This window comes from Pseudomonas sp. S12(2018), from assembly GCF_024355235.1.
Lineage (GTDB): Bacteria > Pseudomonadota > Gammaproteobacteria > Pseudomonadales > Pseudomonadaceae > Aquipseudomonas > Aquipseudomonas palmensis.
Genome location: NZ_QLAD01000003.1, coordinates 560703 through 583344, shown reverse-complemented (window position 1 = coordinate 583344; position 22642 = coordinate 560703). Strand labels below are relative to the sequence as shown.

Here is a 22642-nt window from a genome sequence, read left to right as displayed (position 1 = left end):
AAGTGACTGCACGGTAATCCTTCCCGCCACTGCGGAAAAAGACGGGTAGAATTCCGCACAATCCGGACACACCTGTCCGCAATCGGAGAACGACCATGGACAGCCTCAGCGGCTTCGTGGTGTTTGTGAAAGTGGCCGAAACCCGCAGTTTCGTGGCCGCCGGCAAGGCCCTGGGGGTCAGCGCCTCGGCGGTGGGCAAGCGCGTGGCGCGGCTGGAGAGCCGGCTGGCGGTACGCCTGTTCCACCGCAGCACCCGCAGCATCACCCTCACTGCCGAGGGCGCGCTGTTTCTGGAGCGCAGCCGGCGCATCCTGGCCGAAATCGAAGCCACCGAAGCCGAGCTGTCCCAGGCCAGCCAGGCCCCGCGCGGCAAGCTGCGGGTGAGCCTGCCCCAGGTCAGCAGCATGATCGTGCCGCTGCTCAGCGACTTCATCGGGCAGTACCCGCAGATCGAACTGGACCTGGACTTCAGCGACCGCATGGTGGATATCGTCGGCGAAGGTTTCGACGTGGTACTGCGGGCCGGCGAACCCTCCGATTCGCGTCTCAATGCCCGCCGCCTGGGCGACTTCCGGCATGTGCTGGTGGGCTCGCCGGCCTACTTCGCCGAGCACGGCACACCGCGCCATCCCCGCGAGCTGGCCCGTCACGCCGGGCTGCACTACCGCTTCCTGACCACCGGCAAACTCCAGCGCTGGCCACTGCGCCGCGCCGACAACGGCGCCGACCACGAGGTGCCGGTGTCGATGGTGTGCAACCACCTGGAAACACGCATCTGCTTTGCCATGCGCGGCCACGGTATCGCCTGCCTGCCGGACTTCACCATCACCCAGCAACTGGAACGCGGCGAATTGGTGACGGTACTGGATGAACACCTGGACCACGGCGGTTGTCTGTACCTGTTGTGGCCATCGGGGCGACAGATGTCGCCCAAGCTGCGGGTATTCATCGACTTCATGGAGCAACGGCTGTTTGCCCCGGTGCCGCCAACCGCTAGAATGCCGACCCAGGAGCCCCACCCAACCATGGATAGCCGGATACCGACATGAACAGCGCTGCCCTTTTTTCGCGGATGGAACGTTAACGTGTTTTCTGCCTGTCGCTACATCAGCCTGCTCTGTCTGCTGCCCGCCCTGGCCCTGGCCGATGAGGTGCGCATCGACCCCCACGCCGACCTGCTGTACCGCCAGGCCCTGCCGTTTCTGGAGCAGGCCGATGCACGCAGCCGTGCCCTGCCACTGACCCCCGAGCCCGGCGACCAGGAGCTGATCGGCGAGGTCGAGGCGCTGGGGCGCATCCTGGAACCGGCGGTGGCGCTGCTGCGCAAGGCGGCCGAACTCGACCACCCGGTGGCGCAGTACCGCCTGGCGCTGTTCTACATCACCTACCTGCCGCAGAACGACATCGCCAGGTCCGCCTGCCCGCTGCTCGAAGCCAGCATTCGCCAGGGCTTCGCCCCGGCCGCCCTGGGCATCACCACCTGGTGCCCGGCCTTCAGCGACAGCGCCGACTACCGCCAGGCGCTGGAACGCATACCGCTGAACAACACCCTGTACGCCCCCTATTACCCGCAGCCGGCGGTGCGCCTGGAATGCAATCGCCAGCAGCCCCAGGGGCTGAACATGCAGTGGGGGCGCCAGCGTGACTTCCAGGCCGAGGTCTACCGCCTGCTGGGCACCATCGACCCGGGCCAGCGCCTGACCTACTACCAGAAGGCCGTCGACATCAACGGCTGCCTGCCGGCGCAGCGACGCCTCACCAGCCAGCGCTGAAGTACGCGGGCACCGCAAGATCGTACAAGGCAAGCGCCCACGGCTCTGGCATCCTGTGCAACCGACCCCAAGCGTGTGTTGTCATGTCCCGTTCTGCCGTTGCCCGCACTGCCTACATCCAAGGCTCGATCGCCTGCCTGCCGCTGTCGCTGGCGGTGGCCCCCTGGGGGCTGCTGGCCGGTTCCATGGCCATCGAGGCCAACCTCACCCCGCTCGAAGGCCAGGGCCTGTCGGCCATCGTGTTCGCCGGCGCCGCGCAACTGGTGGCCATCGGCATGCTCAAGGGCGGCGCCAACCTGTTCTCGATCCTGCTCACCACCCTGCTGCTGACCTCCCAGCACCTGCTGTACGGCCTGTCGATGCGCCCGGTGATCGCCGACCTGCCGCTGCGCTGGCGGCTGGGCCTGGGCTTTCTGCTGACCGACGAATTCTTCGCCCTCACCAGCCAGTACGACCGCCAGCAGTTCAACCGCTGGTACGCGCTGGGCGTGGGCCTGACCTTCTACATTGCCTGGAACCTGTTCACCCTGGCCGGCATCGTGCTGGGGCGCAACATCCCGCACCTGGACCAGCTGGGCCTGGACTTCTCTATCGTCGCCACCTTCGTGGCGCTGATCGCGCCGCTGGTACGCAACCTGGCCACGGTGGTGTGCGTGGCCGTGGCCCTGTTCAGCTCGGTGCTGTTCAGCTACTGGCACTGGGAAACCGCGCTGGTGCTGGCCGGGCTGCTGGGCATGAGCGCAGGCTTCATCTGCCAGAAACTGACCGGAGCACGCACATGATCATGCTGCTGATCGTTGCCATGGGCCTGCTGGTGTTTCTCAACCGCTACGCCTTTCTCGAACCCCGCCTGCCGTTGCGCCTGAGTTCCAATGCGCGGCAGTTCCTGGGGTTTGCCGTGCCGGGCATGCTCACCGCCATCTGCGGGCCGATCGTGTTCATGCCTGACCACCAGCTCGACCTGAGCCTGGCCAACCCCTACCTGCTAGGGGCGATCGTGGCCGTCGTGCTGGTGCTGTGGACCCGCAGCGTGCTGCTGAGCATGTTGCTGAGCATGGGGTTGTTCTTCGTGCTGCGCTGGTGGTTGAACGGCGCCCCATGAAAACCGTGCTGCGTGAACAGACCCGCCTGTGGCAGGCCCAGGCGCTGGGCGACATCGAGATGCTGCATGCGCGCTACGTGCAGCAGCGCTTCGCCCCGCATGTGCACGAAGGCTACGTGATCACCATCATCGAGTCCGGTGCACAGCGCTTCTGGCACCGTGGCAGCGAGCACCTGGCGCCCGAGGGCAGCATGGTGCTGATCAACCCGGACGAGCTGCACACCGGTGCCAAGGCGCATGCCCATGGCTGGCGCTACCGTGGCTACTACCCCGAGCAGGAGCGCATCACCTCGGTGCTGGACGAGCTGGAGCTCAAGCGCGGCGGCCTGCCCATCTTCAAGGCCAGCGTGCTGCACGACCCGCAGCTGGCGCGTGCCTTCAGTGGCTTGCATAGCCTGGCCGAGCATGGCGCCAGTGCGCTGGAGCAGCAGACCGCGTGGCGCGAGGCGGTGTTGCTGCTGGTGCAGCGTCATGCCGGGGCGCGCGAGGCGCGGGCACCGGGGCAGGAGCCGCAGTCGGTGGCCAGGGCCAAGGAGCTGATGGAAAGCCGGCTGGCCTACCCGCCGTCGCTGGAGGAGTTGGCGGTAGCGGTGGGGTTGTCGCCGTTTCATTTTGCCCGGGTGTTTCGCCAGGCTACCGGCCTGCCGCCGCATGCCTGGCTCAAGCAGCGCCGGCTGAGCCGTGCGCGGGAATTGCTCAAGGCTGATTGCCTGCCGTTCAACGTTGCGTTTGCGCTGGGGTATTCGGACCAGAGTCATCTGAACCGGCAATTCAAGCAGGCGTACGGCGTGACGCCGGGGGAGTATCGGCGGGCGTGTTCGGTGTAAGGTGCCGGGCTGCCCCCACGACCTGGAGCCAATGCAGGAGCCGGCCTTGCCGGCGAAGGGGTCAGCCCCTCACCCATGCACCCAGCGCCGATGCAGCCCTCGCGCCAGTGCATCCAGCATGAAGCCCAGCACCCCGATCACCAGCACCATCGCCATCAGCTCCGAGTACGCCAGCCGGTCGCGGGTATCCAGAATGAAATACCCCAGCCCCGCACTCACCCCGAGCATCTCGCACGGCACCAGCACGATCCACACTATGCCGATGGCCAGCCGCACGCCGGTCAGCACATGCCCCACCACCCCCGGCAGGATCACCTTGCGCAAGGTCTCCCAGCGCGTGGCGCTCAGGCTGCGGCTCAACTGCAACCAGCGCGGGTCGAGCTGACGCACACCCGCCGCCGTGTTGAGCAAGATCGGCCACAACGCGGCAAACGCCAGCAGGAAGTAGATCGGCGCATCACCCACCCCCATCAGCATCACCACCACCGGCATCCACGACAGCGGCGAGATCATGCGCAGGAACTGGAACGCCGGGGTGGTCGCCGCGTCCAGGCGCCGGTAGCTGCCCACCAGCAAACCCAGCGGCACGCCCACCAGCAACGCCAGCACCAACCCCACCAGAATGCGCTTGAGGCTCACCGCCACATGCTCGTACAGCTCGGCATGCCCCAAAAGCTCCAGCAGGCTGGCAAAGGTGGCCTGCGGCGCAAACCGCAAGGCCAGCCCGTCACCGCCGAACAGCACGATCCCACCCCACCACAGCAACAACAGCACCAGCAGCCCGGCGATACCCAGGGCCGCGTGTTTGACTGGCTTGACCATCAGACCGCGAACTCCTCGCTGCGCTCGAAGCTGTCGGGCAAGCCGAAGGCCTTGAGCCCGCCAACAGCACCGATGGCGTTGCGCACGAAGCGGTCATCCACCAGGTCGCGGGCGGTCTGTTGCGGGTCCAGTGCGGCCAGGAAGCCCTTGTCGCCTTCGATCAGGGTGTCCTTGAGGCGGCGCACCAGTTCCTCGGTGTAGCTGGGGAACGGGTACGGCTGGAAGTCGATGCGCTGCTCGTCCCACTGCGCATGCCGGATCGCCCCGCTCTGCACATACTGTTCGCGGCTGTCGGCAGCCGGCGTGAGCACCCGGTCAAGCACTTCGGTGGCATGCGGGGTATAGCGATTGGCGCCACTCTTGGACAGCAGCTGCGCCGCCTCGGCGCGGTGGTCGCGGGTCCACAGCTGGGCCTTGACGATGGCGTTGACCACCTTCTGCGACCACTCGGGGCGATTGTTCAGGTCGTGCTCGTGCATGAACACCACGCAGCATGCATGGTTGCGCCACACGTCCCCGGTAAAGCGCTGCACGCGCCCGACCTTGAGTTCCTCGGCCAGGGCATTGAACGGCTCGGCGACGATGTAGCCGGCAATGCGCTTGCTGGCCAACGCTGGCGGCATGTCCGAAGGCGGCAGTACCACCAGGTTGACCTCGTTGGCCGCCACCGCAGCCGTCGCCGCCCGTGACACCGGCTGCAAGCCGTTATCACGGAACAGTTGCTGCACCACCACGTTGTGAATGGAGTACCAGAACGGGATCGCCACCGTCTTGCCGCCCAGCTGCTTCACCTCGGTGATGTCCGGGGCCACGGTCAGCCCCGAGCCGCCCACGTGGTTCCAGGCCACCACCTTGGCCGGCACCTTGCTGCCGTAACGCGCCCATACGGTCATCGGCGACAGCAGGTGGATCACGTTGACCTGCCCGGAAATGAACGCCTCGATCACCTGCGCCCAGCTGCGCAGCAGCACCGGGCGCTCGGCCTTGATGCCCTCGGCCTCGAACAGGCCGTTGTTGTGCGCCACCAGCAGCGGCGTGGCGTCGGTGATCGGCAGGTAGCCGATGCGCACCGGCGCATCCGGCTCGGCGGCGGCACGCGCCTGCAGGCTGCTCAGCAGCGGCATCGCACCGGCGGCACTGAGCACCGCGCTGAGTTTGAGAAAATCACGACGAGTGTGGGTGAAGTCGTCCAGGCACATGGGCAGTCTCCGACGGCATAGGCAAAGAATCGGTTGGGGAAGTGTGGGTGCGGCTCGCCCGCCGAAGGGTCTTGAGAATCTCGATGCGCAGCGCGCCCAGCGCCTCGACCTGCTGCTCACGCGGGTGCGCCAGGTCGATGGGCCATTGGCCGAGGGTCCGCGCCGGGTGGTCGCCCAGTAGCAGGATGCGGTCGGACAACAGCAGGGCCTCGTCGATATCGTGGGTGATCAGCACCGCAGCGGTGCCGTGTTCGGCGATCACGCTCAGCAGCAGCTGCTGCATGTCGGCGCGGGTCACTTCGTCCAGCGCGCCAAAGGGCTCGTCCAGCAGCAGTACATGGGGCTGGCGCGCCAGGCAGCGCGCCAGCGCGGTGCGCTGGGCCATGCCGCCGGACAACTGCGCCGGGTAATGCTGGCGTGCATGCTGCAGGCCCACGGCGGCAATCGCATGGTCGATGCGCGCCTCGCGCTCGGCCTTGGCCAAACGCGGCTGGCGAGCGAAATCCAGGCCAAAGGCAACGTTGCTTTCCAGGCTCAGCCAGGGCAGCAGGCTGGGGTCCTGGAACGCCACCGCCACCCGTGGATGCGGGCCGTCCAGCGGCTCGCCGAGCAGGCTCACGCGGCCATCGCGCGCCGCCTGCAAGCCGGCCAGTACCCGCAGCAGGCTGGACTTGCCCACCCCGCTGGGGCCCAGGATCGACACCACTTCGCCCGGCGCCAGGTCCAGGTCGAAGCCTTCGAGCAGGGTTTGCCAGCCCTGTTCGCGGGCGTAGCCCAGGCTGATACCGCGGGCCTGCAGTACCACCTTGCTCATGCTGCGCGTGCCTGGCGTTGCAGCTCGGCGCGCAGTTGCACCAGGCTCGGGGTCACGATCGGCACGAACGCCGACTCGCGCCAGCGCCGCGCAAAGCCTGCGCCGTACTCGCTCAGGTAGGCCTTGCCGCCGCTGGCCTGCAGCTCCAGTTGCAGCGCCTCGCCAACGATCTCGGCCAGGCTGATGCGCACCTTGAACAGCGACGCCGGGTTGCCCAGGAAGCGCCCGTCGAGCAGGCCGGCCTTGAGCTCGCTCACCACATCGGCCAGCAGCTCGCGCTGCGCCTCGAGGGTTTGCGCCAGCACCGAACGCACCCCCTGCAGATGCCCCTGCGCTTCCTGCAAGGCGCGCCGCGCCAGGCCGATGGCCATGCCGCACTGCAGGCCCAGGAACGCCGGGCGCACCGCCGGCAGGAACTGCCGGGCATCCTCATGCAGCAGCCAGTCGCGGCCCAGGGCCACCTGATCGAAATCCAGCGCGGCGGTATTGCTCGACTGCAGGCCCATCAGTTGCAGGTCGGGGGAGCGCTGCACCCCCGCGATGCCGTCGGGGATCGCCACCACGAACGGTGCACCGCCTTCGGCGCGGTCGATGGCGGCGGCCACCACGAAGCCGCCCTTGCGCAGGTTGGTGACCCAGTGCAGGCGCCCGTTGAGCGCCCAGCCCTGCTCGCCGCGCGCCGTGGCGCTGACCTGCAGCGACTCGATGCCGGACAGAAACTTCATTGCGTTGGAAAGCCCGGTGGCACCGGCCAGCTCACCGCTGAGCAACGACGGCAGCAGGCGCTCGCGCAGGGCGCTGTTGGGGCTGTGCAGCAGGTATTCGATAAAGGCCCGCTGGCCCCAGAACACGAAGGCGGCGGCCAGCGAATAGCTGGCAACGCTGGCCACGGTTTCCACGGCGTCGGCCACACTGGCGCCGCTGCCGCCCTGACGCGGGTCCACACCCACACCCAGCACCTTGGCTGCGGCCAGTTGCCCCAGCACCTGCTGCGGGTCGCACCGGCCCTGGTCGAGCGCCTCGGCATTGGCCTCCAGCCAGTGCTGCAATACGGGATCAAGCATGTTCTTTCCTCCTTAGAACAGGGCGCCAGCCACACACTGGCGCCACGGGGCTCACTGAGCGTCGGCCTGCCAGCGGTACTTGGCCAGCTCGTCATTGAGCGGCGTGCGCGCAAACACGTTGGCGAAATTGCACAGCGTGGCCAGGCTCACCCCCAGGATAACTTCCAGGGCATGGCCTTCGGTGTAACCGGCCTCGCGAAACTCAGCGTAGGTGGCATCGCTCACATTGCCACGGGTGGCAATCACTTCGCGGGAAAACTTCGCCAGGGTTTCGAGCCTGGGCGATGGTAACTCGCCGCGCGCACGCAGGGCCTGCACCACTTCTTCGGGCAGCTTGGCCTTGTTCAGCGCCACCGCCGTATGGCCGGCCACGCAGAAGTCGCAGCCGTGCTGGGTGGCGGCAATCAGCTGCACCACTTCGCGCTCGGCCAGGCTCAGCTCGGCCTTGCCATTGAGCGCCGAAACCGTCACATAGGTTTCCAGCGCAGCCGGCGCGTTGGCCAGCACGCCCAGCAGGTTGGGAATGAAGCCGGAATTCTTCTGCGCGTTCTCCAGGAACGGGCGCGCGGCTTCCGGGGCGCTTTGCACGGTGTGTAGAGTGATGCGTGACATGGCGTGGTCTCCTGCATACTGAAGGTGTTCGCCAAGTCTGTTGGTTATAAGAAAACCGATCCATATTCTACAGTCGCGATTACTTGCTCCAGAGTGTTTCCATTAGATGATTTCTTCCAGCGTTTTGGTCGATTGGTTATTAGAGCGTCTGGAACTGGACGCCAGCCTGTTCCATGTGGGGCGCTACTGCGGTGGCTGGCACGCCAGCACCCAGGGCCTGGCCCGGGCCAGCTTTCACGTGGTGGTGCAGGGCCACTGCTGGCTGCACATCGACGGCCAGCCCGAGCCGCAGCGGCTGGAGGCCGGCGAGGCGGTGTTCCTGCTGCGCGACCTGCCCTATCGCCTGTCCGACAGCGCCGACAGCGACACCGCGCGCTGCCAGCCGCGCATCCCGATGCAGGCGCTCGACAGCCAGGCGGCGGATGGCATGGGGCTGGTGTGCGGGTTCTTTCACTTCCAGCCGGGGCTGTCGTCGCTGATGGCCGAGTCGCTGGCCGACTGGATCATCCTGCGCACCGGCGACCCGTCGCTGCAGGCGGCGCGGGCGCTGTTCGAGCTGATCCTGGAGGAATGCCAGCGTACCCCCGCGCCCTCCTCCACCCTGCTGGAGCGCCTGAGCCAATTGCTGTTCTTGTACGTGCTGCGCCAGCAGGTGAGCGACAACCAGGACCTTGGCGGCCTGGTCGCCCTGGCCCGTCACCCCGCGTTCGCCCCGCTGCTGGAGCAGTTGATCGAACACCCCGAACAGCCCTGGTCGCTGGAGAGCATGGCCGCCTGCACAGGGCTGTCGCGCTCGGCCTTCTTCAAGCGTTTCAACGAGCTGGCCGGCCAGTCGCCGGGCCAGGTGCTGCTGGCGCTGCGCATGCGTCACGCCTGCCAGTTGCTCAAGGCCAACAACACCGTCGAACAGGTCTGCGCAGCGGTGGGCTACCAGTCCATCGCCGCCTTCACCCGGGCGTTCGGCAAGGCCATCGGCGTGCAGCCCGGCGCCTACCGCCGCCAGCACGAGGGCCGCTGAAACAAAGGCTGTGCGGTAATCGAACAGAACCCGTCGTCGCCCCCTAAAGTCATGCGCCGCGCCTCCGATAGCAGCCTACCCACCGCACAGAGTGGGGGTATTTTTTACTGCCAGGAGTAATGCCCGCATGCTTGCCGACCTCAAGATCCGCACCGGAATGTTCTGGGTGCTGCTGCTGTTCAGCGCCACCCTGCTGTTTTCCACCGTCAGCGCCTGGCGGGCGGCGGTGGGCAGCGACGCGCAGATCAACGAGCTGGACCAGACCGCCCAGCAGTCCGACCGCCTCAACAACGCGCTGCTGATGGCGATTCGCGCCAGTGCCAACGTGTCGTCGGGCTTTATCGAGCAGCAAGGCGGCCACCTCGACAGTGCCAAGGCGCGCCTGGCCATGTCGCAAAAGCTGCTGGGCGACAGCCAGGCGCTGGTCGACGCCTTCGTCACCAACACCCATGAGCCGGCGCAAAAGGCCCTGGCCCAGGACCTGCAGCGCACCTTCGCCGACTACGCCAACGCCGTGGCCGGGCAGCGCGCCGCCACGCTCAAAGGCTCGCTGGACGACTACTTCACCGTCAACGTGGATGCCGGCAACGCCATGCGCGCACTGCAGGCGCTGCGCCAGCAACTGGTGGCAGCCCTGGCCGAGCGCAGCCGGCAGATCATGGCCGAGTCCGACCAGCGCCTGGCCACGGCCCAGTGGCTGAGCGTGCTGCTGGGGCTGTTGACCCTGGTGCTGGCCGCCGTGTGCTGGGCCTTTATCGTCGCCCGTGTGCTGCGCCCGCTGCGCGAGGCCGGCGTGCATTTTCAGCGCATTGCCGGGGGCGACCTGAGCGTGCCGGTGACGGTACGCAGCCACAACGAGATCGGCCAGCTGTTCGCCGAACTGGAGCGCATGCAGCACAGCCAGCGCGATACCCTGGGGCAGATCACCGCCTGCGCCACGCAGCTGTCCAGCGCCGCCCAGGCCCTGGACAGCGTGACCGAGCAGAGCACCCAGAGCCTGCGCCAGCAGGACCAGGAGCTGGAACAGGCCGCCACGGCGGTTACCGAGATGACCACGGCGGTCGAGGAAGTGGCGCGCAATGCGGTGTCCACCTCCCAGGCGGCCAGTGCCTCCAATGCCTTGGCCGAACAGAGCCGCCAGCAGGTCGCCGACAACATCGACGGCACCCAGGCCATGGCTCGCGAAGTGGCGATCAGCGGCGAGCGCCTGCAACAGCTGGCGGTGCAGATTCACGAGATCGGCACGGTGCTGGAGGTGATCCGTTCGGTGTCGGAGCAGACCAACCTGCTGGCGCTCAATGCCGCCATCGAGGCGGCGCGTGCCGGCGAGGCCGGGCGCGGGTTTGCGGTGGTGGCCGATGAGGTCAGGACCCTGGCCTACCGCACGCAGCAATCGACCCAGGAAATCGAGCAGATGATCAACAGCGTGCAACAGGGCACCCAGGCGGCGGTGGACTCGATGCAGGCCAGTACCGGCCGCGCGCAGTCCACGCTGGGCATCACCCAGGCGTCAGGCCAGGTGCTGGAGGGCATCTACACGGCCATCGGCCAGATCAACGAGCGCAACCTGGTGATTGCCAGCGCGGCAGAAGAGCAGGCCCAGGTGGCCCGCGAGGTGGATCGCAACCTGCTGAACATTCGTGAATTGTCGGGCCGCTCGGCGGCGGGCGCCGAGCAGACCCGCGTCGCCAGCCATGCGCTGTCGCAGCTGGCCATGCAACTGACCACGCTGGTCACGCGTTTTATCGTCTGAGGTGCGGCGCCGGTTCGCCGGCAAAGCCGGCGCCTACAGGGCACCGCGCCCCTTCAGAACCACTCCCGACGCTCCTCGAACGCGGCCCGGATCATGGTCACCAGCACCTGCACCAACGCCGCCTGCGCCGCACGCTCATGCACCGCCAGCCACACCGTGCGGCGCATCGGCGCCTCCAGCAACCCCGGCAATGCCAGCAGGCCACGGTCCAGCTGCGCCGCATAATGCGGCAGCAAGCCGATGCACGCGCTGCACTTGATCAACTGGCTGAACAGGTCGTAGCCCGGCACCCGCGTCACCCCCGCCTCGCGCTCGCTCAACAGGCGGTTCCACGGCGCCAGCGCCGCCACCTGGGCCTCGCCCTGCCACTGCACCAGCATGTAGTCGCGCAGGTCGTCCCGGCACACCGGCCGGTTGCTCTCGCGCGAATAGCGCTTGGCAATGTGCGGGTGATACTCCAGCTGCGCCAGGCGCGTCGGCGCCTCGCCGGCAAACCCCGGCAGCGGCACGCTGCCCGCCTCGTCATCGAGCCACAGCACCACATCGGCCTGCGCCAATCCCTGTGCATCCAGGCCGCTGACATCCAGGCGGATCCCGGCGTTCTGGCGCACGAAGGCCACCAGGTTGCGCGCCAGAATGTCCTGCATGATCGGTTCGGCCACCGCCAGGCGCACCAGCACCGGCGCATCCAGCGCGGTCATGGCCTGTGGCTTGCTGCTCAGGCTCGACTGCAGCAACGCCTGCAACTGGCGCCCCTCGCGGCTGAGCACCAGGGCATGGCCGCGGTTGACGAACAATGGATACCCCACCCGCGCTTCCAGCTGCGCCAGCTTCTTGCGCAACAGGGTGGACTTGAGGTTGAGGCTGCGCGCAGCCTGCATGAAGCAGCCGCACCGCGCACTGGCCAGAAAACAGCTGAGCATCTGCTCGTCCTGCACCCAGCCCAGCCCGGCCCGCACCTTGGCCAGCGGCTCGGCCGGCGGATAATCGGGCACGTAGTGCGGCATATCGAACATCGGCATCCTCGCCTCCTGCCGGGCCCCGGCCAGGGCCCGCTCTTCCTTGATCGACGCCGCCTAGCGGCTGGCGTCCATGACCTGATTGAGCGCAGCGCCATCGATACTCAGCGTCGCGCTGTTGAACATGCCGTCCACGTAGGCCCGGGCCACCTGTTCCTGGCGCTGGGCCCGCAACAGGTCACGCAGGCTGTCGCGCACCTCGTCCAGGCTGGCCACACGCGGCGGCTGCACCTCGATGAGCTTGACGATGTGAAAGCCCGCCGCACTCTGCAACGGCTCGCTCACCGCCCCTTCCTTGAGCTGCGGCACCGCATCGCGCACCTGCGGCAGCAACTGGCTCAGCGGCTGCAAACCACTGTCGCCGTCACGCTGCGCACTCTCGCGGTCCTGCGAGTTGGCCCTGGCCAGCGCGGCAAAGTCGGCATTGGCAGCCTGGGCCTGCTTGCTCAGGGCCAGCGCCTGCTTGCGCACGCGTGCCACCGACTGCTCGTCCGGCACCGCCAGGAAGATCTGGCTCAGGTGATAGCGCGTGGGCAGTTGCAGGCTGGCCTTGCCGTTCTCGTAGGCCGCCTGCAGTTCAGCCTCGCTGGGGTAGTCGGCCGGTACCTGGCTGACCGAGTTCAGGTAGTCGCGCAGCACGATCTGCTCCACCACCGCATGGGTCTGCGCCTGCACATCGGGACGCTCCGACCAGCCCTGGGCCTGGGCCTGCTGGTACAGCGCCTTTTCCGCCAGGCGCGAGCGAATCCAGCCCTCCAGGGCCTGGCGATTGCCGCTCAGTTCCTCGCGCGCCGGCGCCGGCAGCTTGGCGAACAGCGCCTTGAGCTCCTCCACGCTGACCTGCTGGTCGCCCAGGCGCGCCAGCGCCGGCCCCGCATCGCTCGCCACAGCGGCAACCGCCGGCGGTTTCGCGCTGGCTGCCACCGGGTCATCCCCCGTGCGCAGTGCCAACACCACTGCCACGCCCAGAACGGCCAGCGCGCCCGCGCCGGCCCACAGCGTACGTCGAGTCACGAAGCGCTCACCGCTTCAGCCCCGGCCACCGCCTCGTCCTGCACCTGGGCCACGTTGCGGCTGTAGTCGCGCAGGTACACGATGAACTCCTGCAGCAGGCGGTCCCACAGCACCAGGCTGCCCAGCAGGTGCTTGTGGCTGACGCCGTCGGCCACCATCACGTCCATCTCCATCACCAGGAACTCGCCCTGCACCGACAGCCGCGCGAAGCGGCGCGATACGTTCCAGCGTTCGGCCAGCCCGGCCGGCAGCTCACCCTGGATGCGCAGGGCGCAGCTGTAGGTGAAGTCGAGGAACTCGCCCTCGCGCTCGGCACGGTTGCCAAAGCGCACCGCATAGCCCACGCCCTGGCTGGCACTGAGCAGTTGCACCACGGCATTCTGCTCGCTGCGATTGACTCGGCAACCTGCATCCTGCAACAGGGTGGTCAGAGAGTCGGCGCTGACGGTTTCGATCAGTTGGTTGTCGCTCATGGCTTCGCTTCCTTGTGTCAATTGACTTGCGGTTTGCTGCCGCCCTGCGCGGCATCGAACTGGGTCTGGTACAGCTGATCGCCGTAGGCCTGGGCAAGCTCCTCGAACTTCACCCGGGCGCCCCCGGCAAAGGGTTGGCGCATCTTCATCACATCCGCCACATCGATCTTTTCGTAGGCCGCAAGAATCCCCTTGGCGACCCCGTACATCTGCTGATTCTTTGCCGAACACGCCAGCACCTGCTGCTCGCGCTCGGCCAGGCTGGCGGCCAGGCGCGCACGCTCGGCTTCCTTGGCCTTGGCCATGCCCAGCAGCTCGTCGTAGGCCTGCTTGTACTTGCCCAGTTGCGCGTTGCTGCTGGCCACCAGCGCCTGCGCCTGGCCGTGCAGGGCCTGCTGCTGGACCAGCAACTGCTCGGCCTGGCCACGGGCCTGGGCCAGTTGCGCGGTCAGTTGCTGCACCTGGGCCTGGGCCGCATCGCGTTGCTGCTCGGCGCTCTGGCGCGCCGCCGAAGCCTGCGCCTGTTCGCTCTGCAGCGCCTGCAACTGCTGGGTGGTACTGCGCAGCTGGGTGCGCAGGCGCTCTTCCATGCCTTCGGCCGCAGCCACCCCCGCCCAGCTCACGCCCAACGCCACCAGCAGGTACGAACAACAGGCCCGATAGGCTCGCTTGTTCATGCTCTTTCTCCCTGTGCGCGCCTGCTAGAAGCGCGTGTTGACTTCAAGTTGTAGCACATCGATATCGAACGGCGCGCCGTACACCGCCTCGGTACTCATCCAGCGCGCCGTGGCGTACACGTTCTGGTCCAGGCCGTAGTTGGCACCGAGGATGTAGCCCTTGGCGTTGGTGCCGCCCAGGTGGAACGAGGAATCGTTGAAGCCGTCGGGCAAGGCATCGGGCTGGATGTGCTTGTAGCCGGCGAACAGGTTCCAGTCGCCCTGCTTTTTCAGCTCCAGCGCGTTGCCCAGGGTGAACTGCACCATCCACGCATTGGCACCGCTCTTGATGTTGCCGTCGCTGTCGAGGTTGTTGGCCAACTGGCCGGCCGAACGCTTGCGCATCTCGCCTTCGTCGTAGGCCAGGTTGTGGATGTAGTTGGCCTGGCTGCGCAGCTTGAAGTCGTGCGGCAGCTCGGTGTCCCATACCGCGTTCAGGTCCAGCAGGTTGAACTCCGATGCCAGCCCCACGAACTGCGGCTGCGGGGTGGCGGCCGGGTTGGCCGGGTTGGGCGTGATGTCGCGCAGCAGGAACAGCGTGTTGCCCTTCTGCATGAAGGTCGGGCGGCTGCCGTCACTGTCGCAGCCGGGGTCGCCGTTCCACGGCTCGCATGCCCCGGAGCGCTCGCCGGCAATGTCGTCGAAGCGGTAGTAGGCCAGCGCGCCCTTGAGCCGGTTGCTGTCGTTGATCTGCCAGTTGGCGCCCAGCTGCGCGCCGTACAGCCACTTGTTGTCGCTGCTTTCCTTGTCCAGCCCGTTGCTGCTGGCGGTGTCGGCGCTGTACTCCACCGGGAACGCGCCGAGGGTCCCGAACAGGCTCAGGCTGTCGCTCAGCGGCTGGTTGAACAGGGCCGCCACGCCGTCGAAGTTGAGGTCGTTGGAATACAGCATGTCGGTGGACATGAACGGGTTGGCGATACGCCCGCCGGTCAGGGTCACGCGCTCGCTGGCCACCCAGCTCAGGTAGCCCTGGTCGAGCCACAGGTCCTTCTTGCCGAAGCCGCCGCCCAGGGTCTGGGTGGTGGACACCGGGCCGTTGTCGCTGCCGGTGCCGATGCGGATACCCGCCGTCCAGCTCGGCGACAGCACCGCCTTCAGGCCCAGGCGCGCGCGCAGGCGCAGCAGGTTCTCGCGGTCTTCGCGGGTATTGAGCAGCGGCGGCAGGTTGCGCCCGTTGTTGGGGTTGACGTCGTAGGGGCCGTCGGCGTTGAGCTTGGCGAAATCGATGATCTGGTTGCTGTTGTTGCCCGAGAAGTAGCGCGACTCGTCGCGCAGGCGCACGTCGCCATCGAAGCTGATGCGCGAGGCCCAGTCGGGGAAGGTGTTGGGCGCGGCCCAGTTCTCCTGCCTGGCCTTGGCCATCACCTCGGCCTTGACCTCGTCGCGGATCTGGTCGCGCACGATGGCCGGCACATACTGCACGCGCACCTCGCCATTGGCCGCCGGCACCGCCGCCACGCTGGCGCGGGCCTGCACCGCCTCGCTTTCGGCCTGGTCGATCAGGGCCTGGGCCTGGTCCTGCTTGAGCACACCCTGCTGCACCAGCAGGCGGATCAGGTTGATCGTCGCGTTCTGCGACGGCGCCGGGGTCTGCGCCACGGCCGGACCGACCGCCGCGGCGACCACCAGGCCGACTGCCAGGGTCAATCGGTTCACTGAGCACATCATGGATTTACCGCTCCTGTTGGTAAGTCGTGCGTCGTAGGGATCGGGCGCCGGGTTCATCCGCGGCGCCCCTGCAAGGCGATGCGCACCGGCAGGGTCAGGCTCGCCGGCGGGCGCTGGGTCATGGCCGGGGCGGCGCGCAATGCGGCCAGCACCTGGGCGTCCACTGCGGCATCGCCGCTGGAGCGCACCAGCTCGACGCGGGTCACCTCGCCGGTTTCGCTGAGCCAAACATCGCCCTGCAGGTTGAAGGTCAGGTTGCGCAGCTCGGGGTTGTCGCGCAGCAGGCGCTGGAAGGCATACGCCAGGAACTGGCCGTAGCTGCCGCTGCCCAGCCCGCCACCGCCGCCGGCCATGCCGCCGCCCTTGCCGGCACCGATGTTGAAAGCGTCGCCGCCCGCCTGTGCATCGCCGTCGATCTGCATCGGGTTGGCCATGTCATCGGCCGGGCTCGGCGGCGCCTCCTCGGCCGGCTTGACCTCCTCGGCCTCGGGCACCGGCTGCGGCTCGACAATCTTCTCTTCCACGGGCGGCTCCGGTTCCTTGGGGGGCTCGGGGGGCGGCGGCGGTGGGGGGGGCGGCAGCGGAATGATCGCGGGGATCTTCGGTGCCTCGCGGCGCACCCCGCTCATGTCGTTGGCCCACTGCCACAGCAACCAGGCCAGGCCCGCGCCCACCAGTGCCACGGCGCCCCACTTGAGCAGGCGCCGGCTATCGAACTTCTGGTTCATGGGCATCCTCAACCCTGGTTCGGCTTGCCGGTCACCAGCCCGACCTGGGCCAGCTCCAGCCGACGCAACAGGTCGAGCACCTCGACCACCTTCTGGTACTGCACCGCCGCGTCGCCGCGCACGATGATCGGGAAGTCCGGGCTGCGCGCCTTCTCGCTGCGCAGGCGCTCTTCCAGTTCGGCCAGGGTCACCGGGTAGGCGTCGAGAAACACCTGCCCGGCATCGTTGACCGAGATCGCCTTGGTCTTGGGCTGGGACAGCGACACCGAGGCACTGGCCTTGGGCAGCTGGATCTGGATGCCCGACACCTGCGCGGTGGCGGTGAGGATGAACATCACCAGCACCACCATCAGCACATCCACCAGCGGGGTGACGTTGATGCTGTCGACGGCCGCGTCGTCGTCATCGTCGTGGGAAGCATTCATGGCTGCCATGGCGCTCTCCTCAGGCCGGTACGGACGGGTGGGCAGCGTGGGCAGCACGCCGGTGGCTGGCCTCGCCGGCCTGGCCTTCGCCATGCAGCTCGGCCAGGCGCGTGATGAACTCGTCGACGAACACGCGCATGTCGGCGCTGACCTCCTTGTTGCGGGTGATCAGGCGGTTGTAGCCAAACAGCGCGGGGATCGCGACGAACAGGCCCATGGCGGTGGCCAGCAACGCCGCGGCCATGCCGGGGGCGATGGCGTTGATGTTCACGTCACCGGCCATCGCGGTGCCCAGGAACACCACCATGATCCCCAGCACGGTGCCCAGCAGGCCGATGTAAGGGCCGCCGGCAATCGCGTTGGACAGGCTCGACAGCTTCGAGCCCAGCGCCTGGTTCTCGCGGGTGCGCACCCCGTCCATCGAACAGCGAATGGCCTCGATGGTGGCCGCCGACACCGCCGAGGTGTCGAAGCCCTGGGCGCGGCGGGTACGGATCTCCTTGACCGCCACCAGGTACAGGCGCCACAGCGACGAATGCGTCAGGCGCTCGCCCAGGGCGGTGTCGTCGGCGAACATCTCAAGGCGCGTGCCGATATTGGCGAACTGCTCGCGAAACAGCCGGTTGGCCTGGCTGACGTGGTTGAGGGTGCGGTTCTTGCGCAGCATGATCACCCACGACTGCACCATCATCAGCACCAGCACCGCGATGATGATCCAGGCGTCCAGCGGCACCGCCTTGAGCAGAAAGCCCAGGCTGCCGAAACCGAAACCGGACTGCTCTTCATCCACCCCGTACACCACCAGGCGCGACTCGGCGCCCTGGGCCAGCGCGTCGGCCTGCAGCACCGGCACGGCGCGGGCGATGCGCGACAGGCGCAGCTCGTCCATCGCCCCCACGAACGGCACATAGGCGCCGGCCGGCTGACCCTCGGCCGGCGGCAGGTCGGCGCCGATGGCCAGGGTCGAATTGAACGCCGGCACCGCCGCGGTCAGGCTGGCGACCTGGCGCCCGTCCACCAGCAGGCTGAGCGTACCGCCCTCGCCCACCAGCGCCAGGTGTTGCCACTGGCCGGCATCGAGCACCTGGCCGGCAGCGCTGCGCAGGCCGTTGACCTCGACGAACGGCAGGCCCTGGCTCACACCCAGCAGCAGGCGGTTTTCGCCTTCATGACGGGCCAGCAGCAACTGATCGCCCAGCAGTTGGTCCTGGCGTACCCAGGCGCTGAAGGTGAAGGCGGCGCCAGCCGGCAGTTGCAGCGACGGGCTGGGTGCCAGCAGCAGCGGCTGGCCGTTGAACTGGATGGCGCGACCAATGATGCCCTCGATGCTCGCCGCACTGCCCTGGGCCTGGTTGCCGTAGGGGCTGGCGTCACGCGGTGCGGCGCCGTCGAAGTGCATCAGCAGGGTGTAGTCGGCATCGAAGGCCGGTTGCGCATTGGCCGGCTGCGCCTTGGGGTTGCCGTAGTACATCCACAGGTCCTGGCGCTGGCCGCCCTGCACGTCCGGCACGTCGACCCAGATCAGCGCCATGCCCATCAGCGGGTCGAAGCTTTCGATCTGGTGGTTGAGCACGGTCTTGTCGTCGCTGGCCACGAAGCGGATGTCCGCGCCGTTTTCATTGACCCCGTCAAAGCTGAAATTGCCGGTGTGCAGGCGTACCAGCAGTGCCGTGCGGCCCAGCGACTGGGTCAGCGCCGCGCCCTGGGGCGTGGTGTCGACGGAAATCTGCTTGCGGAACTGCCAGTCGTCCTGCCACCAGGCACTGGCGCTGCCCGGCAGGGCAAAGCCCAGGCAAATGAGCAGGGTCAAGATGAGGCGTTGCATGGAATGTCTCCAGGGTCGATGCCGATGGGGTCAGAAGGTTGCCTGTACGCTGAAGTGCAGACGCGAGTGGTTTTTCTCGGTGTTCGCGCCGTCCTTGAGCGGCAGGCCCCAGTCCAGGCTGCCGGACAGCCAGTCGTTGAGGGTGGCGCGGGTGCCCAGGCCGACGCTGGCCAGGCTGAAGTGGTCGTCCTGCTCGGGCAGCGGGTCCTGCAGCGACAGCTGCGCGCCTTCGGCGAACACATAGAAACGCCAGTCGCTGATGTAGCTGCCCACGTAGCGGCCCAGCGAGGGCGTGCGCAGTTCCTGGGAGAACAGCAGGCCGTCGTCGCCGGTGCGTTCGGCGGCCAGGTAGCCGCGCACCGAGGTGGCGCCGCCGGCAGCGAACTGTTCGTTGGACACCAGGGCCCCGGAGGCCAGTTGAAAGCCCAGCTTGGTTGCGCTCTGCCAGTCGCCGGCAAACGTGAACGTGTAGTTCGCATCGCCCTTGAGCGCGGCGAAACTGGAGTCGGCGCGGTAGCGCTTGTAGTCGAAGGCCTCGTCGTCGCTGCCGTAGCCGAACAGCCGGCGTGTGCCGGCCACCAGGCTCAGGCCCAGCCCCAGCTGCGAGGCTTCGGTGTAGCGAAAGCCGTTGTAGGCCAGGGTGATCGGTGCGTACTTGAGCGGCACGGTATCGCGCTCGCCGCCCAGTTCGACCTGCTCGTCGAAGTCCTTGAAGTCGATGCCCACGGAAAACGAGTTGGCCCAGTTGCCGTCTGGCACCAGTGAGTAGATCGCCGACAGCCCGTAGGAATGACCCTTGCCCAGCACGTTGCTGCCGCCCACGGTGGCCACGCTGCTGTCGGACTTGTAGCCGCTGGCCTGCAGGGTCCAGCGCGGGTTCAGGGGCGCGCTGTATGAACCGGACCACACCTGCGCGTTGTCGGTGTCCTGGGGGGCGGTGAACCAGGTCAGCGACACGCTGTGACCCAGTTGCCAGAGGTTGTTGTAGCCCACGGTGGCCACGCTGCGCAGCTTTCTGGTGTCGGCGCTGTAGTCGTTGTTCAGGCCGATGCTGGCGTGCCAGGGCTGCTTGTCTTCGACCTGCAGGTCGACGTCCAGGGTGCCGGGGCGCTGGCCTTCGCGCACCAGTGGCATCACCTGGCGCCCGGGGCCGCGGTTGAGTGCGGCCAGTTCGCCCTGGACCTTGGCAAAGTCCGGCACCTGGCCCTCGCTCAGGGCCGGCACCTGCTCGCGGATCTCCACGGGCGAGTAATGCCTGGCGCCGACCACTCGTACCCGGCCGACCCTGGTTTCGCTGACCTGCAGGTACACCACGCCGCCTTCGACCTGCTGCTCGGGCAGCTCGACGAACACCGACTGATAGCCCAGCGCCTGATAGCGTTTCTGCAGGGCCTCGCGGGCGCCTTCCAGATCCACCAGGGTCTTCTGCGGGCCGAGGTAGGGGTACACCGCCTCCTCGATGGCGCGGGCGTCGAGCACCGTGTTGCCGCGCACCACGTACTCGTTGATATCGACGCGACGCTCGGCCTGTTCGGCGCTTGCGTGGTGGGTTCCCAGGGCCAGCAGCATCACTGCGCCGGCTCGCCACCCGTTGAAAAACAAATGCTCCACACCGCCCCCTCGTTCAAGGAAATCCGTCTGGCCCAGGGCCGTGTCTTATGAATGGTTGTCTGCGCCGCCGTGACCGGCGTGGCGGGCCAGCCAGCTGTGCAGCTGGGCCAGGTTGAGGCTGAACTCGGGCATCTGCGCCAGGCCCGCGTTGCACACCTCGTTGACGATCGACTGCAGCAGGCGCGTGGCCTGCTGGCAGGCCAGCAGTGCGTTGAGGTCGTGGCTGAACAGGTTGAAGCTCCACACCCGCGACTTGAGTTCCAGGCCCACGAACCAGCGGAACAGCAGGTTGTAGTTGAGCTGTTCGTAGAGTTGTTTTTCGCTGGGGACCGAATACAGCAGCTGCAACAGCAGCAGGTGCATCAGGGTGTGCGGGGCGATGCTCATCGCGTTGCGCCGGGCCAGGTCGGCCAGCTCCTGGGCGTGGGCGGCCAGCAGTTCCTCGACCCTGGGCTTGAGCATCACCAGCGAATGGCCTGGCGGGATGCAGCTGGAGACTTCCTTGAGCGCGCTTTGCCAGTCGTCCTGGGACACGATCCACACCCAGGGTGCGCCGTAGCGGTACACCGACACCGGTTGCTTGCGCGCGGCTTCGACGATCTTCGCCAGGCGTTGATCGAGTTCCTGCATTCCGACTTTTGCGTAGCGTTCCATGGTTCCCATCGCTCCACTCCCTTCGTCCCTGTGCGGCTGCGCAGTGACTGCACATACCCATGACGGGGGTGGCGCTTTGCTACCGAACTTTTGTCACCAAAGCTTCATGAAGAGAGATGCAGGGCCTGGGCTATCCAGCGCCCTCAGGGTCGTGCGCCGCGCGGGCGGCGCTCGATTTGAAGAGCGCCACAACTTCATCGACTGGCGCCTGCCGGGCCCGCCCCAACCGCCCGCCCCTCACCCCTGCTGCACCCAGACCAACCGAACCGCAAACCCCACCAGCAGCCCACCAAACACCCACTGCTGAACCTTCTGCGCCAGCGCGCGCTGCTCCAGTTGGCGCCCGACCCACCCGCCGGCCAGTGCATACACCCCATCGAACATCATCCCCATCACCACCAGCACCAGCCCCAGCAGCGCGAACTGCTCACCCACCGCCCCCTGTGCGGGGTGGATGAACTGCGGCAACAGCACCGAGCAGAACAGCAAGGCCTTGGGGTTGAGCAGGTTGGTCAGAAAGCCCTGCGCCATCGCCGCCCTCCACGTGCCCCGCACCGCTGCACCCCCCGGGCCCTGCACGGAACCCGCCACGGGCCTGAACATCTTCACCCCCAGCCACAGCAGGTAGGCCGCCCCGGTGTACTTGACCACCTCGAACGTCCAGGGCAGTACCTTGAACAGCGTCGCCAGCCCGACGGCGGCCAGGGTCACGTGGCACGCCCGGGCAACCGCCAGCCCCAGCACGGTCGCCAGCGCCGCGCGGCGCCCCTGGCGCGCACCGGTCTGCAGCAGCAGGATCATGTCCGGGCCCGGCATCAGGTAGATCATCGTCAGGGCAGTCAGGTAGAGCAGTTTTTCGTCCATTTCAACGACCTCAGGCTGGGGCAACAGAGTGAAAATTCTATGCCGGAAGGTAGAGGCAGGTGCTTGCGTTATGCGCCCGCAACGGGGCTATTATTGGCAGGATGTACCAATTTAATACCTAGACACAGGCCACTTATGCCAAACCACGACCCAACCTACCCCAAGCTGGACGGTTACGACCAACGCATCCTTGGCGCACTGCAGCGCGACGGGCGCCTCACCAACGTGCAACTGGCTGAAGAGATCGGGCTGTCGGCTTCGCCGTGCCTGCGACGGGTGAGGCTGCTGGAAGAAGCCGGGGTGATCCGCGGCTACCATGCCAGCCTCGAAGCCGAGGCAGTCGGCCTGGGGTTGACGGTGTTCGTGGGGGTGAAGGTCGAGCGGCACCATGAGGTCGAAGCGGAAAACTTCCGCCTGGCCGTGCTGGCCCTGCCCGAGGTGGTCAGCGCCTTTCTGGTGTCGGGCGAGTCGGATTTCCTGTTGCATGTGGTGGTGCCGGATCTGCGCGGCTATGAGCGGTTCCTGACCGACACGCTGCTCAAGCTGCCGGGGATCCGGGATATCCGCAGCAACTTCGCAATCAAGACGATCAAGCCGCAGGGGGCGCTGCCGCTGGGGCACCTGGGGCGGTAAGCGGGTAGCAACGACCGGCCCACCCGCCC

The 22642-nt window shown here is 67.3% G+C and carries 24 protein-coding genes; 8 read left to right on the top strand and 16 right to left on the bottom strand.

Features of this window, described 5'->3' with window-relative positions; all coding sequences use genetic code 11:
* The first annotated feature begins 95 nt into the window (after positions 1-95).
* The 5 genes from DN388_RS09805 to DN388_RS09785 all read left to right on the top strand — a co-directional run bounded on the left by DN388_RS09805 (position 96) and on the right by DN388_RS09785 (position 3701).
* On the top strand, positions 96-1049 hold the full coding sequence (locus DN388_RS09805) for a LysR family transcriptional regulator (RefSeq protein WP_078480214.1): 954 nt from the start codon (positions 96-98) through the stop codon (positions 1047-1049).
* 36 nt (positions 1050-1085) lie between these two features.
* On the top strand, positions 1086-1772 hold the full coding sequence (locus DN388_RS09800) for a hypothetical protein (protein ID WP_043860192.1): 687 nt from the start codon (positions 1086-1088) through the stop codon (positions 1770-1772).
* A gap of 83 nt (positions 1773-1855) precedes the next feature.
* Positions 1856-2554, top strand: coding sequence for an AzlC family ABC transporter permease (locus tag DN388_RS09795; protein ID WP_043860191.1), 699 nt, complete (start codon positions 1856-1858; stop codon positions 2552-2554).
* Positions 2551-2874 carry an AzlD domain-containing protein gene (locus DN388_RS09790; protein ID WP_043860190.1) on the top strand — a complete coding sequence of 108 codons (324 nt, stop codon included), beginning with the start codon at positions 2551-2553 and terminating at the stop codon, positions 2872-2874. Before DN388_RS09795 ends, DN388_RS09790 begins: the two co-directional genes overlap by 4 nt.
* The gene (locus DN388_RS09785; RefSeq protein ID WP_054916071.1) at positions 2871-3701 is read left to right on the top strand and encodes an AraC family transcriptional regulator; all 831 of its coding nucleotides are present in this window, start codon (positions 2871-2873) and stop codon (positions 3699-3701) included. Before DN388_RS09790 ends, DN388_RS09785 begins: the two co-directional genes overlap by 4 nt.
* 69 nt (positions 3702-3770) lie before the next feature.
* Here DN388_RS09785 and DN388_RS09780 read toward each other — a convergent pair whose 3' ends face one another.
* Genes DN388_RS09780 through DN388_RS09760 form a run of 5 tightly spaced genes read right to left on the bottom strand, consistent with a single transcriptional unit; the run spans position 3771 to position 8212 of the window.
* Positions 3771-4523, bottom strand: a complete 753-nt coding sequence (locus DN388_RS09780) for an ABC transporter permease (RefSeq protein WP_058541148.1) — start codon at positions 4521-4523, stop codon at positions 3771-3773.
* Complete coding sequence (locus tag DN388_RS09775) at positions 4523-5722, bottom strand: ABC transporter substrate-binding protein (protein WP_254999267.1); 1200 nt, start codon at positions 5720-5722, stop codon at positions 4523-4525. Before DN388_RS09775 ends, DN388_RS09780 begins: the two co-directional genes overlap by 1 nt.
* Positions 5688-6536 (bottom strand): ABC transporter ATP-binding protein, encoded by an 849-nt coding sequence (locus DN388_RS09770; RefSeq protein ID WP_254999264.1) that lies wholly within the window; start codon positions 6534-6536, stop codon positions 5688-5690. The genes DN388_RS09775 and DN388_RS09770 overlap by 35 nt, the downstream gene beginning before the upstream one ends.
* A complete protein-coding gene (locus DN388_RS09765; protein WP_058541149.1) occupies positions 6533-7600 on the bottom strand; it encodes an acyl-CoA dehydrogenase family protein in 1068 nt (355 codons plus the stop codon). Before DN388_RS09765 ends, DN388_RS09770 begins: the two co-directional genes overlap by 4 nt.
* A gap of 51 nt (positions 7601-7651) precedes the next feature.
* Entirely contained in the window at positions 7652-8212 is a 561-nt protein-coding gene (locus DN388_RS09760; protein WP_254999254.1) for a carboxymuconolactone decarboxylase family protein, read from the bottom strand.
* Between the two features lie 106 nt (positions 8213-8318).
* Here DN388_RS09760 and DN388_RS09755 point away from each other — a divergent pair, with 106 nt between their 5' ends.
* Positions 8319-9230 (top strand): AraC family transcriptional regulator, encoded by a 912-nt coding sequence (locus DN388_RS09755; protein ID WP_254999252.1) that lies wholly within the window; start codon positions 8319-8321, stop codon positions 9228-9230.
* Between the two features lie 127 nt (positions 9231-9357).
* Positions 9358-10983: a methyl-accepting chemotaxis protein gene (locus DN388_RS09750; protein WP_254999249.1), complete on the top strand. Its 1626-nt coding sequence runs from the start codon at positions 9358-9360 to the stop codon at positions 10981-10983.
* A gap of 53 nt (positions 10984-11036) precedes the next feature.
* Here DN388_RS09750 and DN388_RS09745 read toward each other — a convergent pair whose 3' ends face one another.
* The 11 genes from DN388_RS09745 to DN388_RS09695 all read right to left on the bottom strand — a co-directional run bounded on the left by DN388_RS09745 (position 11037) and on the right by DN388_RS09695 (position 21980).
* On the bottom strand, positions 11037-12005 hold the full coding sequence (locus DN388_RS09745) for a LysR family transcriptional regulator (protein ID WP_078480219.1): 969 nt from the start codon (positions 12003-12005) through the stop codon (positions 11037-11039).
* Between the two features lie 54 nt (positions 12006-12059).
* Positions 12060-13016, bottom strand: a complete 957-nt coding sequence (locus DN388_RS09740) for a peptidylprolyl isomerase (protein WP_254999245.1) — start codon at positions 13014-13016, stop codon at positions 12060-12062.
* The gene (locus DN388_RS09735; protein WP_043860180.1) at positions 13013-13489 is read right to left on the bottom strand and encodes a YbjN domain-containing protein; all 477 of its coding nucleotides are present in this window, start codon (positions 13487-13489) and stop codon (positions 13013-13015) included. Before DN388_RS09735 ends, DN388_RS09740 begins: the two co-directional genes overlap by 4 nt.
* A gap of 17 nt (positions 13490-13506) precedes the next feature.
* Positions 13507-14166 (bottom strand): DNA repair protein, encoded by a 660-nt coding sequence (locus DN388_RS09730; RefSeq protein WP_254999231.1) that lies wholly within the window; start codon positions 14164-14166, stop codon positions 13507-13509.
* A 24-nt stretch (positions 14167-14190) separates the two neighbouring features.
* Positions 14191-15873, bottom strand: coding sequence for a putative porin (locus DN388_RS09725; protein ID WP_254999230.1), 1683 nt, complete (start codon positions 15871-15873; stop codon positions 14191-14193).
* Positions 15874-15926: 53 nt separating this feature from the next.
* Entirely contained in the window at positions 15927-16607 is a 681-nt protein-coding gene (locus DN388_RS09720; protein WP_104573032.1) for an energy transducer TonB, read from the bottom strand.
* A 2-nt stretch (positions 16608-16609) separates the two neighbouring features.
* The gene (locus DN388_RS09715) at positions 16610-17035 is read right to left on the bottom strand and encodes a biopolymer transporter ExbD (protein ID WP_043860333.1); all 426 of its coding nucleotides are present in this window, start codon (positions 17033-17035) and stop codon (positions 16610-16612) included.
* 10 nt (positions 17036-17045) lie between these two features.
* Positions 17046-18851, bottom strand: a complete 1806-nt coding sequence (locus DN388_RS09710) for a DUF2341 domain-containing protein (RefSeq protein WP_054916079.1) — start codon at positions 18849-18851, stop codon at positions 17046-17048.
* Positions 18852-18881: 30 nt separating this feature from the next.
* Positions 18882-20420 (bottom strand): ShlB/FhaC/HecB family hemolysin secretion/activation protein, encoded by a 1539-nt coding sequence (locus tag DN388_RS09705; protein ID WP_088515468.1) that lies wholly within the window; start codon positions 20418-20420, stop codon positions 18882-18884.
* A gap of 87 nt (positions 20421-20507) precedes the next feature.
* Positions 20508-21125, bottom strand: a complete 618-nt coding sequence (locus tag DN388_RS09700) for a transposase (protein ID WP_173925066.1) — start codon at positions 21123-21125, stop codon at positions 20508-20510.
* A gap of 228 nt (positions 21126-21353) precedes the next feature.
* Entirely contained in the window at positions 21354-21980 is a 627-nt protein-coding gene (locus DN388_RS09695) for a LysE family translocator (RefSeq protein ID WP_254999227.1), read from the bottom strand.
* A 135-nt stretch (positions 21981-22115) separates the two neighbouring features.
* Between DN388_RS09695 and DN388_RS09690 the strand changes: the two genes are divergently transcribed.
* Positions 22116-22613: an Lrp/AsnC family transcriptional regulator gene (locus tag DN388_RS09690; protein WP_058541157.1), complete on the top strand. Its 498-nt coding sequence runs from the start codon at positions 22116-22118 to the stop codon at positions 22611-22613.
* The last annotated feature ends 29 nt before the right edge of the window (positions 22614-22642 follow it).